This is a genomic window from uncultured Microbacterium sp., from assembly GCF_963521645.1.
GTDB lineage: Bacteria > Actinomycetota > Actinomycetes > Actinomycetales > Microbacteriaceae > Microbacterium.
This window is the reverse complement of record NZ_CAUQVQ010000058.1, coordinates 1-15178: the sequence shown is the minus strand read 5'-3', so window position 1 is coordinate 15178 and position 15178 is coordinate 1. Positions and strand designations below refer to the sequence as shown.

General features: G+C 68.4%; 15 protein-coding genes and 2 pseudogenes. 13 read left to right on the top strand and 4 right to left on the bottom strand.

The genetic code is table 11. The annotated features are described in order from the left end of the window. From RWO82_RS11750 to moaA, 4 genes and pseudogenes are all read left to right on the top strand, one after another. A pseudogene (locus RWO82_RS11750) lies at positions 1–285 on the top strand (hypothetical protein); the annotation flags it as partial. A gap of 57 nt (positions 286–342) precedes the next feature. Further along, a pseudogene (locus RWO82_RS11745) lies at positions 343–735 on the top strand (ABC transporter permease subunit); the annotation flags it as partial. 77 nt (positions 736–812) lie between these two features. Beyond that, positions 813–1244 carry a hypothetical protein gene (locus RWO82_RS11740; protein WP_314427168.1) on the top strand — a complete coding sequence of 144 codons (432 nt, stop codon included), beginning with the start codon at positions 813–815 and terminating at the stop codon, positions 1242–1244. A gap of 134 nt (positions 1245–1378) precedes the next feature. After that, positions 1379–2464 (top strand): GTP 3',8-cyclase MoaA, encoded by a 1086-nt coding sequence (gene moaA, locus RWO82_RS11735; RefSeq protein ID WP_314427166.1) that lies wholly within the window; start codon positions 1379–1381, stop codon positions 2462–2464. Positions 2465–2467: 3 nt separating this feature from the next. Here the strand turns inward: moaA and RWO82_RS11730 are convergent, their stop codons facing one another. Next, positions 2468–3682, bottom strand: coding sequence for an amidohydrolase (locus RWO82_RS11730; RefSeq protein ID WP_314427164.1), 1215 nt, complete (start codon positions 3680–3682; stop codon positions 2468–2470). A gap of 10 nt (positions 3683–3692) precedes the next feature. Continuing rightward, positions 3693–4340, bottom strand: a complete 648-nt coding sequence (locus RWO82_RS11725) for a TetR/AcrR family transcriptional regulator (protein WP_314427161.1) — start codon at positions 4338–4340, stop codon at positions 3693–3695. A 167-nt stretch (positions 4341–4507) separates the two neighbouring features. On the opposite strand from RWO82_RS11725, the gene RWO82_RS11720 reads away from it, so the two are divergent. The 6 genes from RWO82_RS11720 (at position 4508) to RWO82_RS11695 (ending at position 12477) form a co-directional block, all read left to right on the top strand. Continuing rightward, the gene (locus tag RWO82_RS11720; RefSeq protein ID WP_314427159.1) at positions 4508–6175 is read left to right on the top strand and encodes an ABC transporter substrate-binding protein; all 1668 of its coding nucleotides are present in this window, start codon (positions 4508–4510) and stop codon (positions 6173–6175) included. Positions 6176–6392: 217 nt separating this feature from the next. Then, the gene (locus RWO82_RS11715; RefSeq protein ID WP_314427157.1) at positions 6393–7217 is read left to right on the top strand and encodes an ABC transporter ATP-binding protein; all 825 of its coding nucleotides are present in this window, start codon (positions 6393–6395) and stop codon (positions 7215–7217) included. Next, a complete protein-coding gene (locus RWO82_RS11710; protein ID WP_314427154.1) occupies positions 7214–8020 on the top strand; it encodes an ATP-binding cassette domain-containing protein in 807 nt (268 codons plus the stop codon). The genes RWO82_RS11715 and RWO82_RS11710 overlap by 4 nt, the downstream gene beginning before the upstream one ends. Beyond that, positions 8017–9105, top strand: coding sequence for an ABC transporter permease (locus tag RWO82_RS11705; RefSeq protein WP_314427152.1), 1089 nt, complete (start codon positions 8017–8019; stop codon positions 9103–9105). Before RWO82_RS11710 ends, RWO82_RS11705 begins: the two co-directional genes overlap by 4 nt. A 1-nt stretch (position 9106) precedes the next feature. Beyond that, positions 9107–10231 (top strand): ABC transporter permease, encoded by a 1125-nt coding sequence (locus RWO82_RS11700; RefSeq protein WP_314427149.1) that lies wholly within the window; start codon positions 9107–9109, stop codon positions 10229–10231. Continuing rightward, positions 10231–12477 (top strand): glycoside hydrolase family 3 N-terminal domain-containing protein, encoded by a 2247-nt coding sequence (locus RWO82_RS11695; RefSeq protein WP_314427146.1) that lies wholly within the window; start codon positions 10231–10233, stop codon positions 12475–12477. Before RWO82_RS11700 ends, RWO82_RS11695 begins: the two co-directional genes overlap by 1 nt. Positions 12478–12633: 156 nt before the next feature. On the opposite strand, the gene soxR is transcribed toward RWO82_RS11695, so the two are convergent. Continuing rightward, the gene (gene soxR / locus RWO82_RS11690) at positions 12634–13116 is read right to left on the bottom strand and encodes a redox-sensitive transcriptional activator SoxR (RefSeq protein ID WP_399540805.1); all 483 of its coding nucleotides are present in this window, start codon (positions 13114–13116) and stop codon (positions 12634–12636) included. Positions 13117–13196: 80 nt separating this feature from the next. Between soxR and fdxA the strand changes: the two genes are divergently transcribed. From fdxA to RWO82_RS11675, 3 genes are read left to right on the top strand one after another with little or no spacing between them, the layout of a single operon-like run. Then, complete coding sequence (gene fdxA / locus RWO82_RS11685) at positions 13197–13523, top strand: ferredoxin (protein WP_314427143.1); 327 nt, start codon at positions 13197–13199, stop codon at positions 13521–13523. Further along, on the top strand, positions 13520–14044 hold the full coding sequence (locus tag RWO82_RS11680) for a flavin reductase family protein (protein ID WP_314427140.1): 525 nt from the start codon (positions 13520–13522) through the stop codon (positions 14042–14044). Before fdxA ends, RWO82_RS11680 begins: the two co-directional genes overlap by 4 nt. A 10-nt stretch (positions 14045–14054) precedes the next feature. Further along, positions 14055–14681, top strand: a complete 627-nt coding sequence (locus RWO82_RS11675) for a superoxide dismutase (protein WP_314427138.1) — start codon at positions 14055–14057, stop codon at positions 14679–14681. A gap of 88 nt (positions 14682–14769) precedes the next feature. Here the strand turns inward: RWO82_RS11675 and RWO82_RS11670 are convergent, their stop codons facing one another. Beyond that, positions 14770–15177 (bottom strand): arsenate reductase ArsC, encoded by a 408-nt coding sequence (locus tag RWO82_RS11670; RefSeq protein WP_314427136.1) that lies wholly within the window; start codon positions 15175–15177, stop codon positions 14770–14772. Position 15178: the final 1 nt, after the last annotated feature.

Below are 15178 nucleotides of genomic sequence, written 5' to 3'. Positions count from 1 at the left end.
GACCCCGCGTCGCGTGCGCTCGCTGCGGCCGACGGAACCGCGCTCGCCGCAGTCTTCCGTCCGGGGGACGTGCGGATCGCCCAGGCGGACGGGGAAGTCAACTCGTGGACAGCCGTGGTGACCCGGTTCGAACCGACGGTCGCCGGGGTGCGCATGCACACCGATCGGGGCGCCGTCGACCGGCAACTCGCCGATACCAGGACTTTCGCCGTCGGGGACAGGATTCGGTTGCGGGTGGGCCCGAGCCTCGTGCGATTCGTCGCGAACGCTGGGAAACAGGCGTGAGATCCTGTCGACGAAGGAGCGCGTCCGAAGGGGGAATCGACCGGCTCGTCACCGGGGCCGGGGCTCGTGGGAGCCTTCGGAGTGTTCTGGATGACGCAGTACCTGCAGGAGGCGCTGCCCTATGAGCTCGTGGAAGCCGCACGGGTCGACGGTGCGTCGATGTTCCGGACTTTCTGGTCGATTGCGCTGCCTGCCGCGCGCCCTGCTGCCGCGACGCTCGCGCTGTTCACCTTCATCGGCTCGTGGAACAGCTTCTTCTGGCCGTCCGTCGTCATGCGCTCGCAGCTGACCATGCCGCTCGTGGTGCCGCAGCTTCGCGGCGCGTTCACATCGGACACCGGACTCGTCATGGCCGGAGTGTTCCTCGTCGCTCTGCCCCTTCTCCTCGTGCTCGTCCTCGCGGGCAGGCATCTCGTCGCCGGTGTCATGGCTGGAGCCGTCAAAGGCTGAGGATGGTGACGTACGTGTCGGCGTGGGCACGTCCCCGGATACCCTGAGATATGCGTCGATATCGACCAGCCGCACTGGTGCTTGCGACCAGTGCCCTCCTGCTCACCGCGTGCGCGCCACAGACCGCGCCGACGCCCGTCGAGAGCGCCTCGCCGAGCGTGGCCCCTCTGGAAGACCCGCAGGCGGCTGGCGTCGAGCGCACTCTCGAGGAGTTCCGCGAGGCGGTTCCGGAGCTGCCGGAGCTGCCGCTCGAGCAGGTCGATGGGCTCACGGTCCAGCAGAACGACCGCCAATGGGTGTTCGGATCCAGCGAGGGGATCGATCCGGCAGCGCCGCTGCATGATGCGGTGGTGGCGGAGTTCGGGGAGTTCCCGGAGTCCGATCTGACCACGGTCGACGATGGCACGGTCTATCAGACGACGGTCGATCCCCGCGGCCGCGCGATCGAGCTGACGCTGAACGACATGGGCGGCGACGCCTTCCTCCTGTACGTGCTTCTCGGAGAGTAGGCGAGGGGCAGCGCCCGATCCGCGCACGCTGCGCGGGATCGCGACCTGACAATATGCCGGTCGTCGTGCGCACACGGGCCCCGGCACCGAAGGCGCGGGTAGTCTCGGAACATGTCGGGGAGAGGGAGACTGCGGTGACGGCCGTGCCGGTCGTGATCGGAGTGCGCTCGCCGAATCCGGTGATCGCCGGTGATGCCGCGCCCGCGATGCAGGGCCTCGTCGACACCCATGGTCGCGTGCACCGCGATCTGCGCATCTCGCTGACCGACCGCTGCTCGCTGCGCTGCACCTACTGCATGCCCGAGCAGGGCAACGAGTGGCTCGCGCGCACCAGCATCCTGTCGACCGACGAGATCGTCGAGGTCGCCACGGTCGCCGCATCGCTCGGCATCCGCACGTTCCGCCTCACCGGGGGTGAGCCGCTGCTGCGCGCGGACATCGTCGACGTGGTGCGGCGCGTCTCGGCGATCGAGGGAGACGACGGCCCGGTCGAGGTCGCGATGACGACGAACGGCATCACTCTCGCGAAGCACCTGCCCGACCTGATCGACGCGGGGCTCACGCGTCTGAACATCAGCATCGACACGGTCGACCGGCAGCGCTTCGCCGACCTCACCCGGCGCGACCGCATCGACGACGTGTTCGAGGGCATCGCGGCCGCCGCGGCATCCGAGCTCCGCCCGCTCAAGCTCAACACGGTCGCGATGCGCGGCGTGAACGACGACGAGCTGCCCGATCTCGTGGCGTTCGCGATGGAGGTCGGCGCGCAGCTGCGCTTCATCGAGCAGATGCCTCTCGACGCGGGGCACACGTGGGATCGCGCCTCGATGGTCACGCGGGAGGAGATCCTCGAGAAACTGAGCGCGCGGTGGAGCCTCGAGCCTGTGCCCGGTCGCGGCGGCGCCCCGGCCGAGAAGTGGCGCATAGACGGCGGACCCCACGAGGTCGGCGTGATCGCCTCGGTCACCGCACCCTTCTGCGGCGCGTGCGACCGACTGCGCCTGACCGCCGACGGTCAGCTGCGCAACTGCCTGTTCTCCAACGCCGAATACGACCTGATCGACTCGCTCCGCGGCGATGCGGCATCCGACCCGGCCCAGCGGGCGTCCGCGATCGGTGCCATGCTGCGCTCGTGCGTGCACGGCAAGCTGCCCGGGCACGCGATCAACGACCCGTCGTTCCTGCAGCCGGCGCGCGGCATGAATGCGATCGGCGGCTGAAGCTCAGCCGAGGAATTCGCGTGCCGCCGACGACAGCGCGGTGACGCCGACCTCGATCGTCGGGTGGATCACCGGGGCGAAGAACGGCGAGTGGTTCGTGGGGATGTCCTTGTCGAGCGTGCCGGCGGCGGCCGAGGCCGCGAACGTCGCCGCGTCGATCCCGCCCCAGAACCAGAACACGAGCGGCGCCCCGGTGTCGCGGGCGAACCACGAGACGTCTTCACTGCCGGTGAACATGCCGGGATCCATGACCGAGGCCTCACCGAGCGCGCGCTGCAGCGCCGACGTGACACGAGCTGTGGCATCCGCGTCGTTGATCGTAGGCGGCAGGGTGTGGTCGGTGCGGATCTCGGGCTCGCGCTCGGCGCCGGATGCCGCGGCCTCGGCACGCACGATGCGCTCGACACTCGCGAGCACCTTGTCGCGCATCTCGTCGTTGGGGTAGCGCAGGCTGAGCTCGAGCTTCGCCTCGGCGGGGATGATGTTGTTCTTGAGGCCGGCGTGGATCGAGCCGACCGTGACCACGGCGACATCGCGCGGGTCGACCTCTCGCGACGCGATGGTCTGCAGTCGCATGACGGTCGCCGCGGCCATGACCACGGGGTCGATGGTCGAGTGCGGGCGCGAGCCGTGTCCGCCGCGGCCGTGCAGAGTGACGGTGAGCCCGTCGGATGCCGCCATCTGGGTTCCCGGTCGCACGCCGATCGTGCCGGCCGGAAGGGGCGTGACGTGCTGGCCGAGCACGATGTCGGGGCGCGGCACGAGGTCGAGCAGACCGTCGTCGAGCATCGCGCGGGAGCCGGCGCCGTACTCCTCGGCGGGCTGGATCAGCACCACGAGCGTCCCCGACCAGTCGGCGCGCTCCGTCACGAGCTTCTCGACGGCGCCGATCATGGCGGTGACGTGCATGTCGTGTCCGCAGGCGTGCATGACGGGCACGGTGGTGCCCGCGGGATCGATGCCGGTGGCCGTGCTCGCGTAGGACAGGCCCGTCTCCTCGCCGACCGGGAGGGCGTCCATGTCGGCGCGCACCCACACGACCGGACCGTCGCCGTTCTCCAGCACTCCGACCACGCCCGTGACGCCGATGCCCTCGTGCACCTCGAGGCCCAGATCCCGCAGGTGACCGGCGGCGATGCCGGCGGTGCGCGTCTCCTGGAACGATAGCTCCGGGTGCTGGTGCAGGTCGATATACAGCGCTTCGAGGTCGATCGTCATGGCCCCGAGCCTAGTCGTGGTGGTACGACTCCAGCGTGGGGCCGGGGTGCAGCACGCCGTTCACGATCGCCCGGATGGCGAACTCGCTCGCCGCGCCCAGGTCGATCACATCTCGGCGCAGCAGCCACTGCAGCTGAAGGCCGTCCATGACCGCCAGGATCGCGGCCGAGGCCGTCGCCACCGTCGCGGGCTCGGTCACACCTTCCTGCGCGCACAGCTGGTGGAACGCGTCGGTGATCTCACGGCGGAGCGTCGTGTAGCGGTCTTCGAAGTAGTCGCGGCCGGGGTGGTTGTCGGTCACCGATTCGGAGGAGAGCACGGTGTAGGCCTGCACGATGCCGGGGCGTCGTTCGTTCGCGATCGCGGTGCGCACGAGGTGCAGGAAGAGCTCGGGACCGCCCGGGATGTGCTTCTCTGCGAGATTCGCGACATCCGCCTGATCGCGGTAGGCGAGCACTTCGAGCAGCAGCTTCTGCTTCGAGCCGAAATGGTGCAGCACGCCGGCATGGGTCATGCCGACCTGTTCGGCCACGTCGGCCAGGGTGCCGTTGGTCGACCCCTTGTTGCCGAAGATCTCGACGGCGGCCTTGAGGATCTGCTCCCGCTTCTCACGTGTCGCGGGGCGGACGGCCGCGTGTGCGACGGCATCCTTCGCCATGGTTCCTCTTCTCCTGCACGGAATCCTGCACTGGATCGTACTTGCCAACTCTACTTACTGACGGGTAACCTCACATCAGCTTACTTTCTCGCCAGTAAGTTAACCTCGTCGGAGGCTCGCGCAGCCGACGGTCACACAGCACAAAGACCCGTGCCCAAGGAGAAGCAATGAAGCTCAGAAAATCCCTGATCGCCGCCGTGGCGGTCTCCGCGCTCAGCGTCTCGGCGCTCGCCGGCTGCGCAGCCGGCGGATCGGGCGACGCAGACGGCGCAGCAGGCGGCGCCGCGCTGACGATCGCCAAGCCTGACGGAGCGATCACGACCGAGTCGAACAACCCGTACGTCGGCGACTCGTCGGCGTCGAAGTACGGATACGGCAAGGTCATCTTCGAGACCCTCGCCCTCGTCAACCAGACCGGCGACCGCGAGGTCACGCCCTGGCTGGCGGAGAACATCGAGTGGAACGACGACTACACCGCTGTCACCGTCGTGCCCCGAAAGGACGTGACCTGGAGTGACGGCGAGCCGTTCACCGCCGACGACATCGTCTTCACGTATGAACTCGTCTCGACTCCCGAGCTCGACACCGCGGGCCTGAAGTTCGAAGGCGCGACCGTCGAGGGCGACGCCGTGACGCTGACGTTCGGCGAGTCGAAGTACGTCAACCAGGCCCGCGTGCTGCACGTGCCGATCGTGCCGAAGCACATCTGGGAGAACCTCGACGAGCCCGCCACCGACCCCGTCAAGGGCGACGATCTCGTCGGCACCGGCCCCTACGCGCTCTCGAACTGGTCGACCGAGTCGGTCACCCTCGAGGCCCGCGACGACTACTGGGGCGGCGACCTCGCCGTGCCCGAGCTGCACTACGTCTCGTACGGTGACAACACCGCGCTGACCACCGCACTCGCGCAGGGCGAGGCCGACTGGGCGCAGGCGTTCATCCCGCAGATCCAGGAGCAGTACCTCGACGTCGACCCCGAGCACAACAAGTACTTCGTGGCACCGACCACGGGTTCGGCGACGCTGTTCATGAACCTCCAGGAGAAGCCGTTCGACGACGTCGCGTTCCGCCAGGCGCTGGCCTGGGTCATCGACCGCGACGCCTACGTCGACATCGCCCGCGAGGGTGCGAGCGAGCCGGTGTGGTCGGTCACCGGACTCTCGTCGATCCTCGAGGACGAGATCCAGCCCGAGTTCCAGGGTCAGGAGTACTCGGTCGACGCCGAGAAGGCGCGCGACCTGCTCGAGAGCGCCGGCTACACCTGGAAGGACGATGCTCTGATCGATCCCGACGGCACCCCCGTGTCGTTCACGCTCTCGGTGCCCTCGGGCTGGAGCGACTGGAACACCGCGCAGGAGCTGATCGCCGAAGACGTCACCGAGGCGATCGGCGCCGAGGTCAAGATCGACATGCCCGACTGGGGCGGTTGGGCGGGGCCCCGCGACGAGGGCACGTTCTCGGCCATCATCCACTGGCTCGAGGACAGCGGCACGGCCTACGGCCTCTACACGTCGACCATGGACCCGCGCTGGATCTCGCCCGAGGGCATCGCCGGATTCAACTTCGGACGCTTCGACGACCCGGCGGCCACCGAGGCGCTGAACGCCTACGCGAACGCGTCGTCGGACGACGTGCGCACCTCGGCGATCACGACGCTCGAGCAGATCTTCGTCGACCAGGTGCCGGCGATCCCGCTCGGCGCGCACCCGCTGCTCGGTCAGTACAACACCCGCAATTACGTGGGGTGGCCCTCGGAGGAGGACCCGTACGCCTCGGGTGACCCGACGCAGCAGAACATCGTGCAGATCCTCACGAAGCTGAAGCCGGCCGAGTAAGGCCCCCGCTTCCGGTCGTTGAGCGAGCCACCGGTCGTTGAGCGAGGACCGAAGGATCCGCCCCGGTCGTTGAGCGAGGACCGAAGGACCGAGACGAAACGCCCCCTCACCGCGTTTCGACTCGCTCCGCTCGCTCAACGACCGGTGGACCCGCCCCGGTCGTTGAGCGAGGACCGAAGGACCGAGACGAAACGCCCCACCCGACGAAGGACACTTCATGACAGAACCCCTGCTCAGCGTGCGCGACTTCTCGGTCGTGTACGACGTCGATCCGCCTGTCGAGGCGGTGAAGAACGTGACGCTCGAACTGCAGCGAGGAGAGATCCTCGGTCTCGCGGGAGAGAGCGGATGCGGCAAGACCACCCTCGCGTACGGCGTGCAGCGTCTGCTGCGGGCTCCCGCGGTGATCGCGGGCGGCAGCGTGACCTTCCACGACGCATCCGGTGTCGACGTCGACATCAACGCTCTCGATGTCGACGCGATGCAGAGGTTCCGCTGGGACAAGGTGTCGATGGTGTTCCAGGGGGCGATGAACGCGCTCAACCCGGTCGCGACGATCGGCTCGCAGCTGGAGGACGTCTTCGAGATCCACCGACCCGACATGACCCGCCGCCAGCGCAGGGCCGAGGCCGAGGAGCTGCTCGAGATCGTCAAGGTCGGCCGTCAGCGCACCCGCTCGTTCCCGCACGAGCTCTCCGGCGGCATGCGCCAGCGCGTCATGATCGCGATGGCCCTGGCGCTGCGTCCGCAGCTCATGGTCATGGACGAGCCGACCACCGCGCTCGACGTGCTGGTGCAGCGCGAGATCCTCAAGCAGATCTCGCAGCTGCGTCACGAGTTCGGCTTCTCGGTCATCTTCATCACCCACGACCTCCCGCTGCTGCTCGAGATCAGCGACCGCATCGCGATCATGCGTGCCGGCGAGATCGTCGAGCTCGCTCCCGCCGAGCAGATCTGGACGAACCCGCAGCACGACTACACGAGGACCCTGCTGTCGTCGTTCCCCCGACTCACCGGTGCGAGAGGAGTGTTGACCCGATGACCACGCTCGAGTTCGCGAATGTGACCAAGGTCTACAACGTCAGAGGCGCCGGGCGCCTGAAGGCCCTCGACGACGTCAGCTTCACCCTGACCTCGGGCCAGACCATCGGCCTGGTCGGTCAGTCGGGCAGCGGCAAGTCGACGATCGCCAAGATCCTCACCCAGCTCGAGACCCCCACCAGCGGCGAGGTGCTTCTCGACGGCAAGCCGATCCCGCGTCGCGGCACGGGGCTGCGAAAGTACCGCCAGCAGCTGCGCATGGTCTTCCAGGACCCTTTCGCCTCTCTGAACCCGTACCACTCGATCAGGTACCACCTCGAGCGCCCGATCCGTCTCGACGACGTCGTGCCGAAGAAGGAGACCGAGGCGGAGGTGCGCCGACTGCTCGAGCGCGTACGGCTCGACGCGGATGCGGTGATCGACCGCCGCCCGCACGAGCTCTCGGGCGGCCAGCGCCAGCGCGTGGCCATCGCCCGGGCCCTCGCGTCGCGCCCGTCGCTGCTCGTCGCCGACGAGCCGGTCTCGATGCTCGACGTGTCGATCCGTGTGGGTGTGCTGAACCTGCTCGCCGATCTGCAGCGAGAAGAGGGGCTCGGCGTGCTCTACATCACGCACGACCTCGCCACGGCGCGGCACTTCAGCGACCGCATCATGGTGCTCAACCAGGGCCGTGTCGTCGAGTTCGGCGACGCCGACGACGTGATCCTCAACCCGCAGGACCCCTACACGCGCGAGCTGCGGGCGGCGTCTCCCGACCCCGACAAGCACTTCGCGACGGCCGGCTCGCACGGAGGCGCACAGTGACCACCGCATCCCCCCAGCTCCCGCTCGTCGACGACGAGAACCGCGACGCGCTCGAGGTCGGCACCACGGCCACCGCCGCGCAGAAGGGCCGAGCCGCGGTGCCCTGGCGATTCTTCGCCGGGCGCGCGGGCTTCTACCTCTTCACGCTGTGGGCGGCCATCACGATCAACTTCTTCCTGCCGCGGTTCATGAAGGGCGATGCGGTCAGCTCGTACCTCGCCCGCAACCGCAACATCAGCCCCGAGGCGGCGGACTCGCTGCGCATCCTGCTCGGCATCGACTCGGACAAGTCGATGTGGCAGCAGTATCTCGACTACTGGGCGATGCTGTTCCGCGGCGATCTCGGCATCTCGACCCTGCACGGTCTGCGACCGGTGGGAGAGGTGCTCGCATCCGCTCTGCCGTGGACGCTGGGACTGGTCGGGCTCGCGACCATCATCTCGTTCGTGCTGGGCACCGTCGGCGGCGCGATCGTCGGGTGGAAGCGCGGCAGCAGGCTCGACGCACTCATCCCGATCACGACGTTCTTCAACACGATCCCGTACTTCTGGCTGGGACTCATCGCGATCGCGATCTTCTCGTCGACGCTCAAGTGGTTCCCCTCGTCGCACGCCTACGACAAAGGCCAGTCGCCGGAATGGAGCCTCGACTTCATCGGGCAGGTGATCATGCACGGCACGCTGCCGGCTCTCACGATCATCATCGCGTCGCTCGGCGGATGGATGCTCGGCATGCGCAACATGATGCTCACGGTGCTCGACGAGGACTACATCACGGTCGCGCAGGCGAAGGGCATGCCCAACCGGCGAGTGCTCTGGGCCTACGCCGCCCGCAACGCCGTGCTGCCGCAGATCCAGAGCTTCGCGCTCTCGATCGGATTCATCGTGGGCGGCACGATCGTGATGGAGATGGTCTTCAGCTATCCCGGAGTCGGCAAACTGCTGCTCGACGCCACCAATGCGAAGGACTTCGCCCTCATGCAGGGCGTCTTCCTGGTGATCACGCTGTCGGTGTTGGTCGCCAACATCCTCGCCGACATCGTCTACGCATACCTCGACCCGCGCACGCGCCAGACGGAGGCCTGACATGAGTGTTCCCACCTCGACCGAGACCACGGCTCCCGACGGCAGCGCGATCCCGACCGGGATGCCCGCGACGGCGACCTTCCGCACGGCCGGTGACGTCGCACCCGCGCGCAAGACCTTCTGGTCGCAGCTCGCGCAGTCGTTCGCGATGTTCCGCAACCCCAAGTCGATCGCCGGCCTGATCATCCTCGGGGTGTTCGTGCTGATCGCGATCTTCGCCCCGCTGCTCGCGCCCTACGGCGCCACGCAGAAGGACCGCACGGCGCTGCGGCAGCCGCCCTCTCTCGACCATTGGCTCGGCACCACCCACATGGGTGAGGACGTGCTCAGCCAGCTCATCTTCGGCACGCGTGGTGTGGTGGTGGTCGGCTTCCTGTCGGCGATCATCGCGACGATCATCGCGATCACGATCGGCGTCATCGCCGGCTACGTGCGCGGGTGGAAGAGCGAGTCGCTCTCGGCGCTGACGAACGTGTTCCTGGTGATCCCCGGCATCCCGCTGATCATCATCGTGGCCTCGCAGTTCGAGAACCCGCCCCTCATCGTGATCGCCGCGGTGCTCGGGCTCACCGGCTGGGCGTGGGGTGCCCGCGTGCTGCGCGCGCAGACCATGTCGCTGCGCAACCGCGACTTCATCCAGGCGGCCCGCGCCAACGGCGAGCCGCTGCACCGCATCATCACGGTCGAGATGCTGCCGAACCTCATGGCGCTGATCGCGTCGAGCTTCGTCGGCACCGTGACCGCGGCGATCCTCGGCCTCACGACCCTCGCCTTCATCGGCGTGATCCCGGTGAGCAACCTCAACTGGGGCACGATCCTGTTCTGGGCGCAGCAGAACGGCGCCTTCCCGCGGCTGTGGTGGTGGTACGTGCCCGCAGGACTCTGCATCGCGATCATCGGCGTCGCCCTGTCGCTCATCAACTTCGGCATCGACGAGTACGTCAACCCGAGGCTGCGGTCGGCCGGCGAGCGCGCCCGTGCGATGAAGAAGAAGGGTCTCAACGTGAACGATCCCGTGACGGCGGTGCGCGTGGCGCCGACGACCGACTCGGGTACCGTGCAGAGCGCGGCGACAGCGACGACGACCCAGACGACGACCGATACGAAGACACAGAACGCCGAGTGATGACCTCTCAGACCCTGACCGAATCCCTGCCCTACCTCGACCCCGAGCTGCCGATCGCGGCACGCGTCGCCGACCTCCTCGACCGCATGACCGTCGAGGAGAAGATCGGGCAGATGCTGCAGCTCGATGCCCGCGACGACCTCGACGACCATGTGCTGGGCACGCACGTCGGATCGATCCTGCACACCTCGCCCGAACGCATCATCCGCGCCAACGAGCTGACAGCGCAGACACGGCTGCGCATCCCGCTGCTGGTCGCCGAGGACTGCATCCACGGTCACTCGTTCTGGCCGGGGGCGACGATCTACCCGACGCAGCTCGGCATGGCCGCGACATGGGATGCCGAGCTCGTCGAGAAGGTCGCGAGGGCCACCGCGGTCGAGGTCGCGGCGACCGGCATCCACTGGACGTTCTCTCCGGTGCTGTGCATCGCACGCGACCTGCGCTGGGGCCGCATCGATGAGACCTTCGGTGAAGACCCGTTCCTCATCGGCGAGCTCGCCTCGGCCATGGTGCGCGGCTATCAGGGCGACGGCCTCACCGACCCGACCGCCATCCTCGCGACCGCCAAGCACTTCGCCGGGTACTCCGAGACGCAGGGCGGGCGCGACGCGAGCGAGGCCGACATCTCCCGTCGCAAGCTGCGCTCGTGGTTCCTGCCGCCGTTCGAGCGCGTCGCCCGCGAGGGATGCCGCACGTTCATGCTCGGCTACCAGACCACCGACGGCGTGCCGATCACGGTAAACGAGTGGCTGCTCAGCGACGTGCTGCGCGGCGAGTGGGGCTACACCGGCACGCTCATCACCGACTGGGACAACGTCGGCCGCATGGTGTGGGAGCAGCACGTGCAGCCCGACTACGCCCACGCCTCGGCCGCCGCGGTGAGCGCCGGCAACGACATGGTCATGAACACCCCCGGCTTCTTCGCGGGTGCACTCGAGGCCGTCTCGAACGGGCTGCTCGCCGAAGACGCGTTCGACGACGCGGTCGCCCGCATCCTGACCCTGAAGTTCGAGCTCGGTCTCTTCGAGAACCCGCGGCTGCCTCAGCGCGAACTGGATGCCGTGGTCGGCAGCGCGGCTCACGCCGAGCTCAACCTCGAGACGGCGCGCCGCTCGATCGTGCTGCTCGAGAACGACGGCGTGCTGCCGCTCGATGCCGCAGCTCCCCTCAAGGTCGCCGTGGTCGGGCCGCTCGCCGACGACGCGCAGACGCAGCTCGGCGACTGGGCCGGTGGATCGGGGCAGGCGGGGTGGCTCGACGGTCAGCCCCGCGAGATGATCACGACCGTGCTCGACGGACTCGCCGGCGTCGACCGCTGGTCGGTCACGCATGCGCAGGGCGCCGAGATCCTGACCCTCGAAGACGATCCGCGCGGGGCGACCTTCCCCGACGGGCAGCCGCGGCCCGCGGTTGTGGTGCCCGCGTCCGCCGACGACGCGCTGATCGCCGACGCCGTGGCGGCCGCTGCGGCATCCGATGTCGTCGTCGCCGTCGTCGGCGACCGCATCGAACTCGTGGGCGAGGGCCGCTCGACGGCGACGCTCGAACTGATCGGCGGCCAGAACGCCCTGCTCGACGCGCTGATCGCGACAGGGAAGCCCGTGGTGGTGGTGCTGTTGGCCTCGAAGCCGCTGGTGCTACCTGCATCCGTGTCTCGTGCGGCGGCCGTGATCTGGGCCGCGAACCCCGGCATGCAGGGCGGACGTGCGATCGCCGAGATCGTCTCGGGCGCGGTGGAGCCGTCTGGTCGCCTGCCGATCTCGTTCGCGCGCCACGTCGGTCAGCAGCCGACGTATTACAACCAGATCCGCGGCCAGCACGGCGACCGCTACGCCGACCTGACGCAGTCGCCGGCCTGGGCGTTCGGCGAGGGCCTGTCGTATTCGACCGTCGCGTACTCGGACCTGTCGCTGGGCGCCGCGCAGCTCGGTCTGCACGACACGATCGTCGCCGAGGTCGATGTCACGAACACGGGTTCGCGGCCTGTGCGGGAGACCGTGCAGGCGTATGTGCGGGACTCGGTGACGAGCGTCAGCTGGGCCGACAAGGAGCTCAAGACCTACCGCCAGGTCGACGTCGCGCCGGGGGAGTCGGTGCGTGTGCGGCTCGAGCTTCCGGTCGCAGAGTGCTCGATCGTCGACGCCGACGGCATCCGACGCGTGGAGCCCGGCGCATTCGAGCTGCTCGTCGGCCCGAGCTCGCGCGACGAGGTGCTGCTGCGCGCGCCGTTCACTGTCGGCTGACCCCGGCGCGCCGGCCGCTGCTCGGCGCTGCCCTGCCCGGCGCTGCCCTGTCCGGCGCTCCCCGCGAGACCCCCGTGCGTGCACGAGACCCCCGTCGCGAACGGGGGTCTCGTGCCGCGGTGCGGGTCTCGTGCGGGGGTGACTGACGGAGGGGTGTCAGGCGTCGACGTCACGCAGACGCTGGGGGCCGGATCCGTGGCTGCCGAGGGCGTCGTCGGGATTGAGCAGGCCGCATGCCTTCATCGACAGGCAGCCGCAGCCGATGCATCCGGTCAGCTCGCGTTCGAGGCGCTCGATGCCCTCGCGACGCTTCTCGAGCTCGCGCTTCCACCGCCGAGAGGCGCGCTGCCAGTCCTCGTGGCTCGGGGTCTGCGTGAGGGGCACGTCGGCGAACGCGGCCTGCACATCGGCGAGCGGGATGCCCAGGCGCTTCGCCACGGTGATGAGCGAGACCCGACGCAGCATGTGCCGCGCGTAGCGGCGCTGATTGCCGGGCGTGCGGGTCGAGGCGATGAGACCCAGGCTCTCGTAGAAGTGCAGCGCCGACGGTGCGACGCCGGTGCGCCGGCTCATCTCCCCGATGGTCAGGGGCTCGTCGGGGCCGTGCACGCTGCGGTCGGAGTCGGCGTCGATGGTCACGGGATCCTTCCTCGATTTGACCTCAAGTGTACTTGAGGTCTTACGGTGGCAAGAGTTACGAGAACGGAGACCGCACCCCGATGACCTACGTGATCGCCCTTCCGTGCGTCGATGTCAAGGATCGTGCGTGCATCGACGAATGTCCGGTGGACTGCATCTATGAGGGAGAGCGCTCGCTGTACATCCATCCCGACGAATGCGTCGACTGCGGCGCGTGCGAGCCGGTCTGCCCTGTCGAGGCGATCTACTACGAAGACGATCTGCCGCCAGAATGGCAGGACTACTACAAGGCCAACGTCGAGTTCTTCGATGAGATGGGATCGCCCGGAGGAGCTGCGAAGCTGGGCATCATCGAGCGCGACCATCCGATCATCGCAGCCCTTCCGCCCCAGGAGGCATCCGCATGACCACCCAGCCGCATCCCGCCGCACCCGTCCCCTCAGAGGTCGGTGAGGGACTCAAGGCCGCATTCCGTGCGCACCCCGCGGGCGTCGCGATCATCACGGCGATGACTCCCGACGGGCCCGTGGGTCTCACGGCATCCAGCGTCGCATCCGTCGCCGTCGACCCCGCCGCGATCGTGTTCTCGGTGACGAGGGCGACCGGCAGCGCAGGGTCGATCCTCAACGCCGAGTCGTTCGTCGTGCATCTGATCGACGACGAGCACTCCGCCCTGGCGCAGAGCTTCGCGGTCAGCGGTGCCGACCGCTTCACGCCCGATCAGGGCTGGAGCACGTTGCCCACCGGAGAGCCGTACCTGGCCGAGGCGCGGGCGGCTATGCGCGGTCACACCATGTCCACCGTCGCCGTCGGCTCGTCGACCGTGGTGGTGGCCGAGATCGACGAGGTGCTGCTCGGGCGACCCGGCCGACCCCTCGTCTACCTCGACCGCCGGTTCCACTCGCTTCCCACCGATCAGAACGACTGAAAGGACCAGCATGCCCACTCCGTACACTCTTCCCGAGCTGCCGTACGACTACTCGGCGCTCGCGCCGCACATCTCCGGCAAGATCATGGAGCTGCACCACTCCAAGCACCACCAGGCCTACGTGACCGGCGCCAACACCGCGCTCGAGCAGCTCGGCGCAGCGCGCGAGTCCGGAGACTTCGCCGCCGTGAACAAGCTCGAGAAGGACCTGGCGTTCAACCTCGGCGGCCACATCAACCACTCGGTGTTCTGGGAGAACCTCTCGCCCGACGGCGGCGGCAACCCCGAGGGCGAGCTCGACGCGGCGCTCGCCGACGCGTTCGGATCGATCGACGCGTTCCGCGCGCACTTCACGGCGACCGCACTCGGTGTGCAGGGCTCGGGCTGGGCCGTGCTCGCCTGGGACGGCGTCGGAGCCCGGCCGGTGATCTTCCAGCTGTTCGATCAGCAGGGCAACGTGCCGCTCGGTGTCACGCCGCTGCTGCAGCTCGACGTGTGGGAACACGCCTACTACCTCGACTACCTCAACGTGCGCGCCGACTACGTCAAGGCGTTCTGGGAGCTGGTCAACTGGCCCGACGTGCAGCGCCGTTTCACCGCCGCGCAGAAGACCTCCGGGCTCATCGTCAACCGCTGACCCGCCCCCGGCTTTCGAATCGCGCACTTTGCACTTTTCCACCCTGCAGAACTGCAAAGTGCGCGATTCGAACGGGGCGGGAGGCGCCTCAGCCCAGCAGTTCGCCGGTCAGCACCTCGATGCGGCGCCGGATGTCGTCACGGATCGGACGCACGGCGTCGATGCCCTGACCGGCCGGGTCGTCGAGCTTCCAGTCTTCGTAGCGCTTGCCGGGGAAGAACGGGCAGGCGTCGCCGCATCCCATCGTGATCACGACATCGGATGCCTGCACGGCCTCGGTCGTGAGCACCTTGGGCTGCTCGGCGGTGATGTCGATGCCCAGCTCGCCCATCGCCTCGACCGCGATCGGGTTGATCTGATCGGCGGGCATGGAGCCGGCCGAGCGGACCTCGATGCGGTCTCCTGCGATGTCACGGAGGAAGCCTGCGGCCATCTGCGAGCGACCTGCGTTGTGCACGCAGACGAACAGGACGGAGGGCTTGGTGGTGTCGGTCATG

Excerpts from the sequence above, each read along its gene's own strand:
- RWO82_RS11700 (WP_314427149.1), top strand. The coding sequence starts at position 9,107 with ATGAGTGTTCCCACCTCGACCGAGACCACGGCTCCCGACGGCAGCGCG.
- fdxA (WP_314427143.1), top strand. The coding sequence starts at position 13,197 with ATGACCTACGTGATCGCCCTTCCGTGCGTCGATGTCAAGGATCGTGCG.
- RWO82_RS11695 (WP_314427146.1), top strand. The coding sequence starts at position 10,231 with ATGACCTCTCAGACCCTGACCGAATCCCTGCCCTACCTCGACCCCGAG.
- RWO82_RS11675 (WP_314427138.1), top strand. The coding sequence starts at position 14,055 with ATGCCCACTCCGTACACTCTTCCCGAGCTGCCGTACGACTACTCGGCG.
- RWO82_RS11725 (WP_314427161.1), bottom strand. The coding sequence starts at position 4,340 with ATGGCGAAGGATGCCGTCGCACACGCGGCCGTCCGCCCCGCGACACGT.
- RWO82_RS11720 (WP_314427159.1), top strand. The coding sequence starts at position 4,508 with ATGAAGCTCAGAAAATCCCTGATCGCCGCCGTGGCGGTCTCCGCGCTC.
- RWO82_RS11710 (WP_314427154.1), top strand. The coding sequence starts at position 7,214 with ATGACCACGCTCGAGTTCGCGAATGTGACCAAGGTCTACAACGTCAGA.
- RWO82_RS11715 (WP_314427157.1), top strand. The coding sequence starts at position 6,393 with ATGACAGAACCCCTGCTCAGCGTGCGCGACTTCTCGGTCGTGTACGAC.
- RWO82_RS11680 (WP_314427140.1), top strand. The coding sequence starts at position 13,520 with ATGACCACCCAGCCGCATCCCGCCGCACCCGTCCCCTCAGAGGTCGGT.
- RWO82_RS11730 (WP_314427164.1), bottom strand. The coding sequence starts at position 3,682 with ATGACGATCGACCTCGAAGCGCTGTATATCGACCTGCACCAGCACCCG.
- RWO82_RS11670 (WP_314427136.1), bottom strand. The coding sequence starts at position 15,177 with ATGACCGACACCACCAAGCCCTCCGTCCTGTTCGTCTGCGTGCACAAC.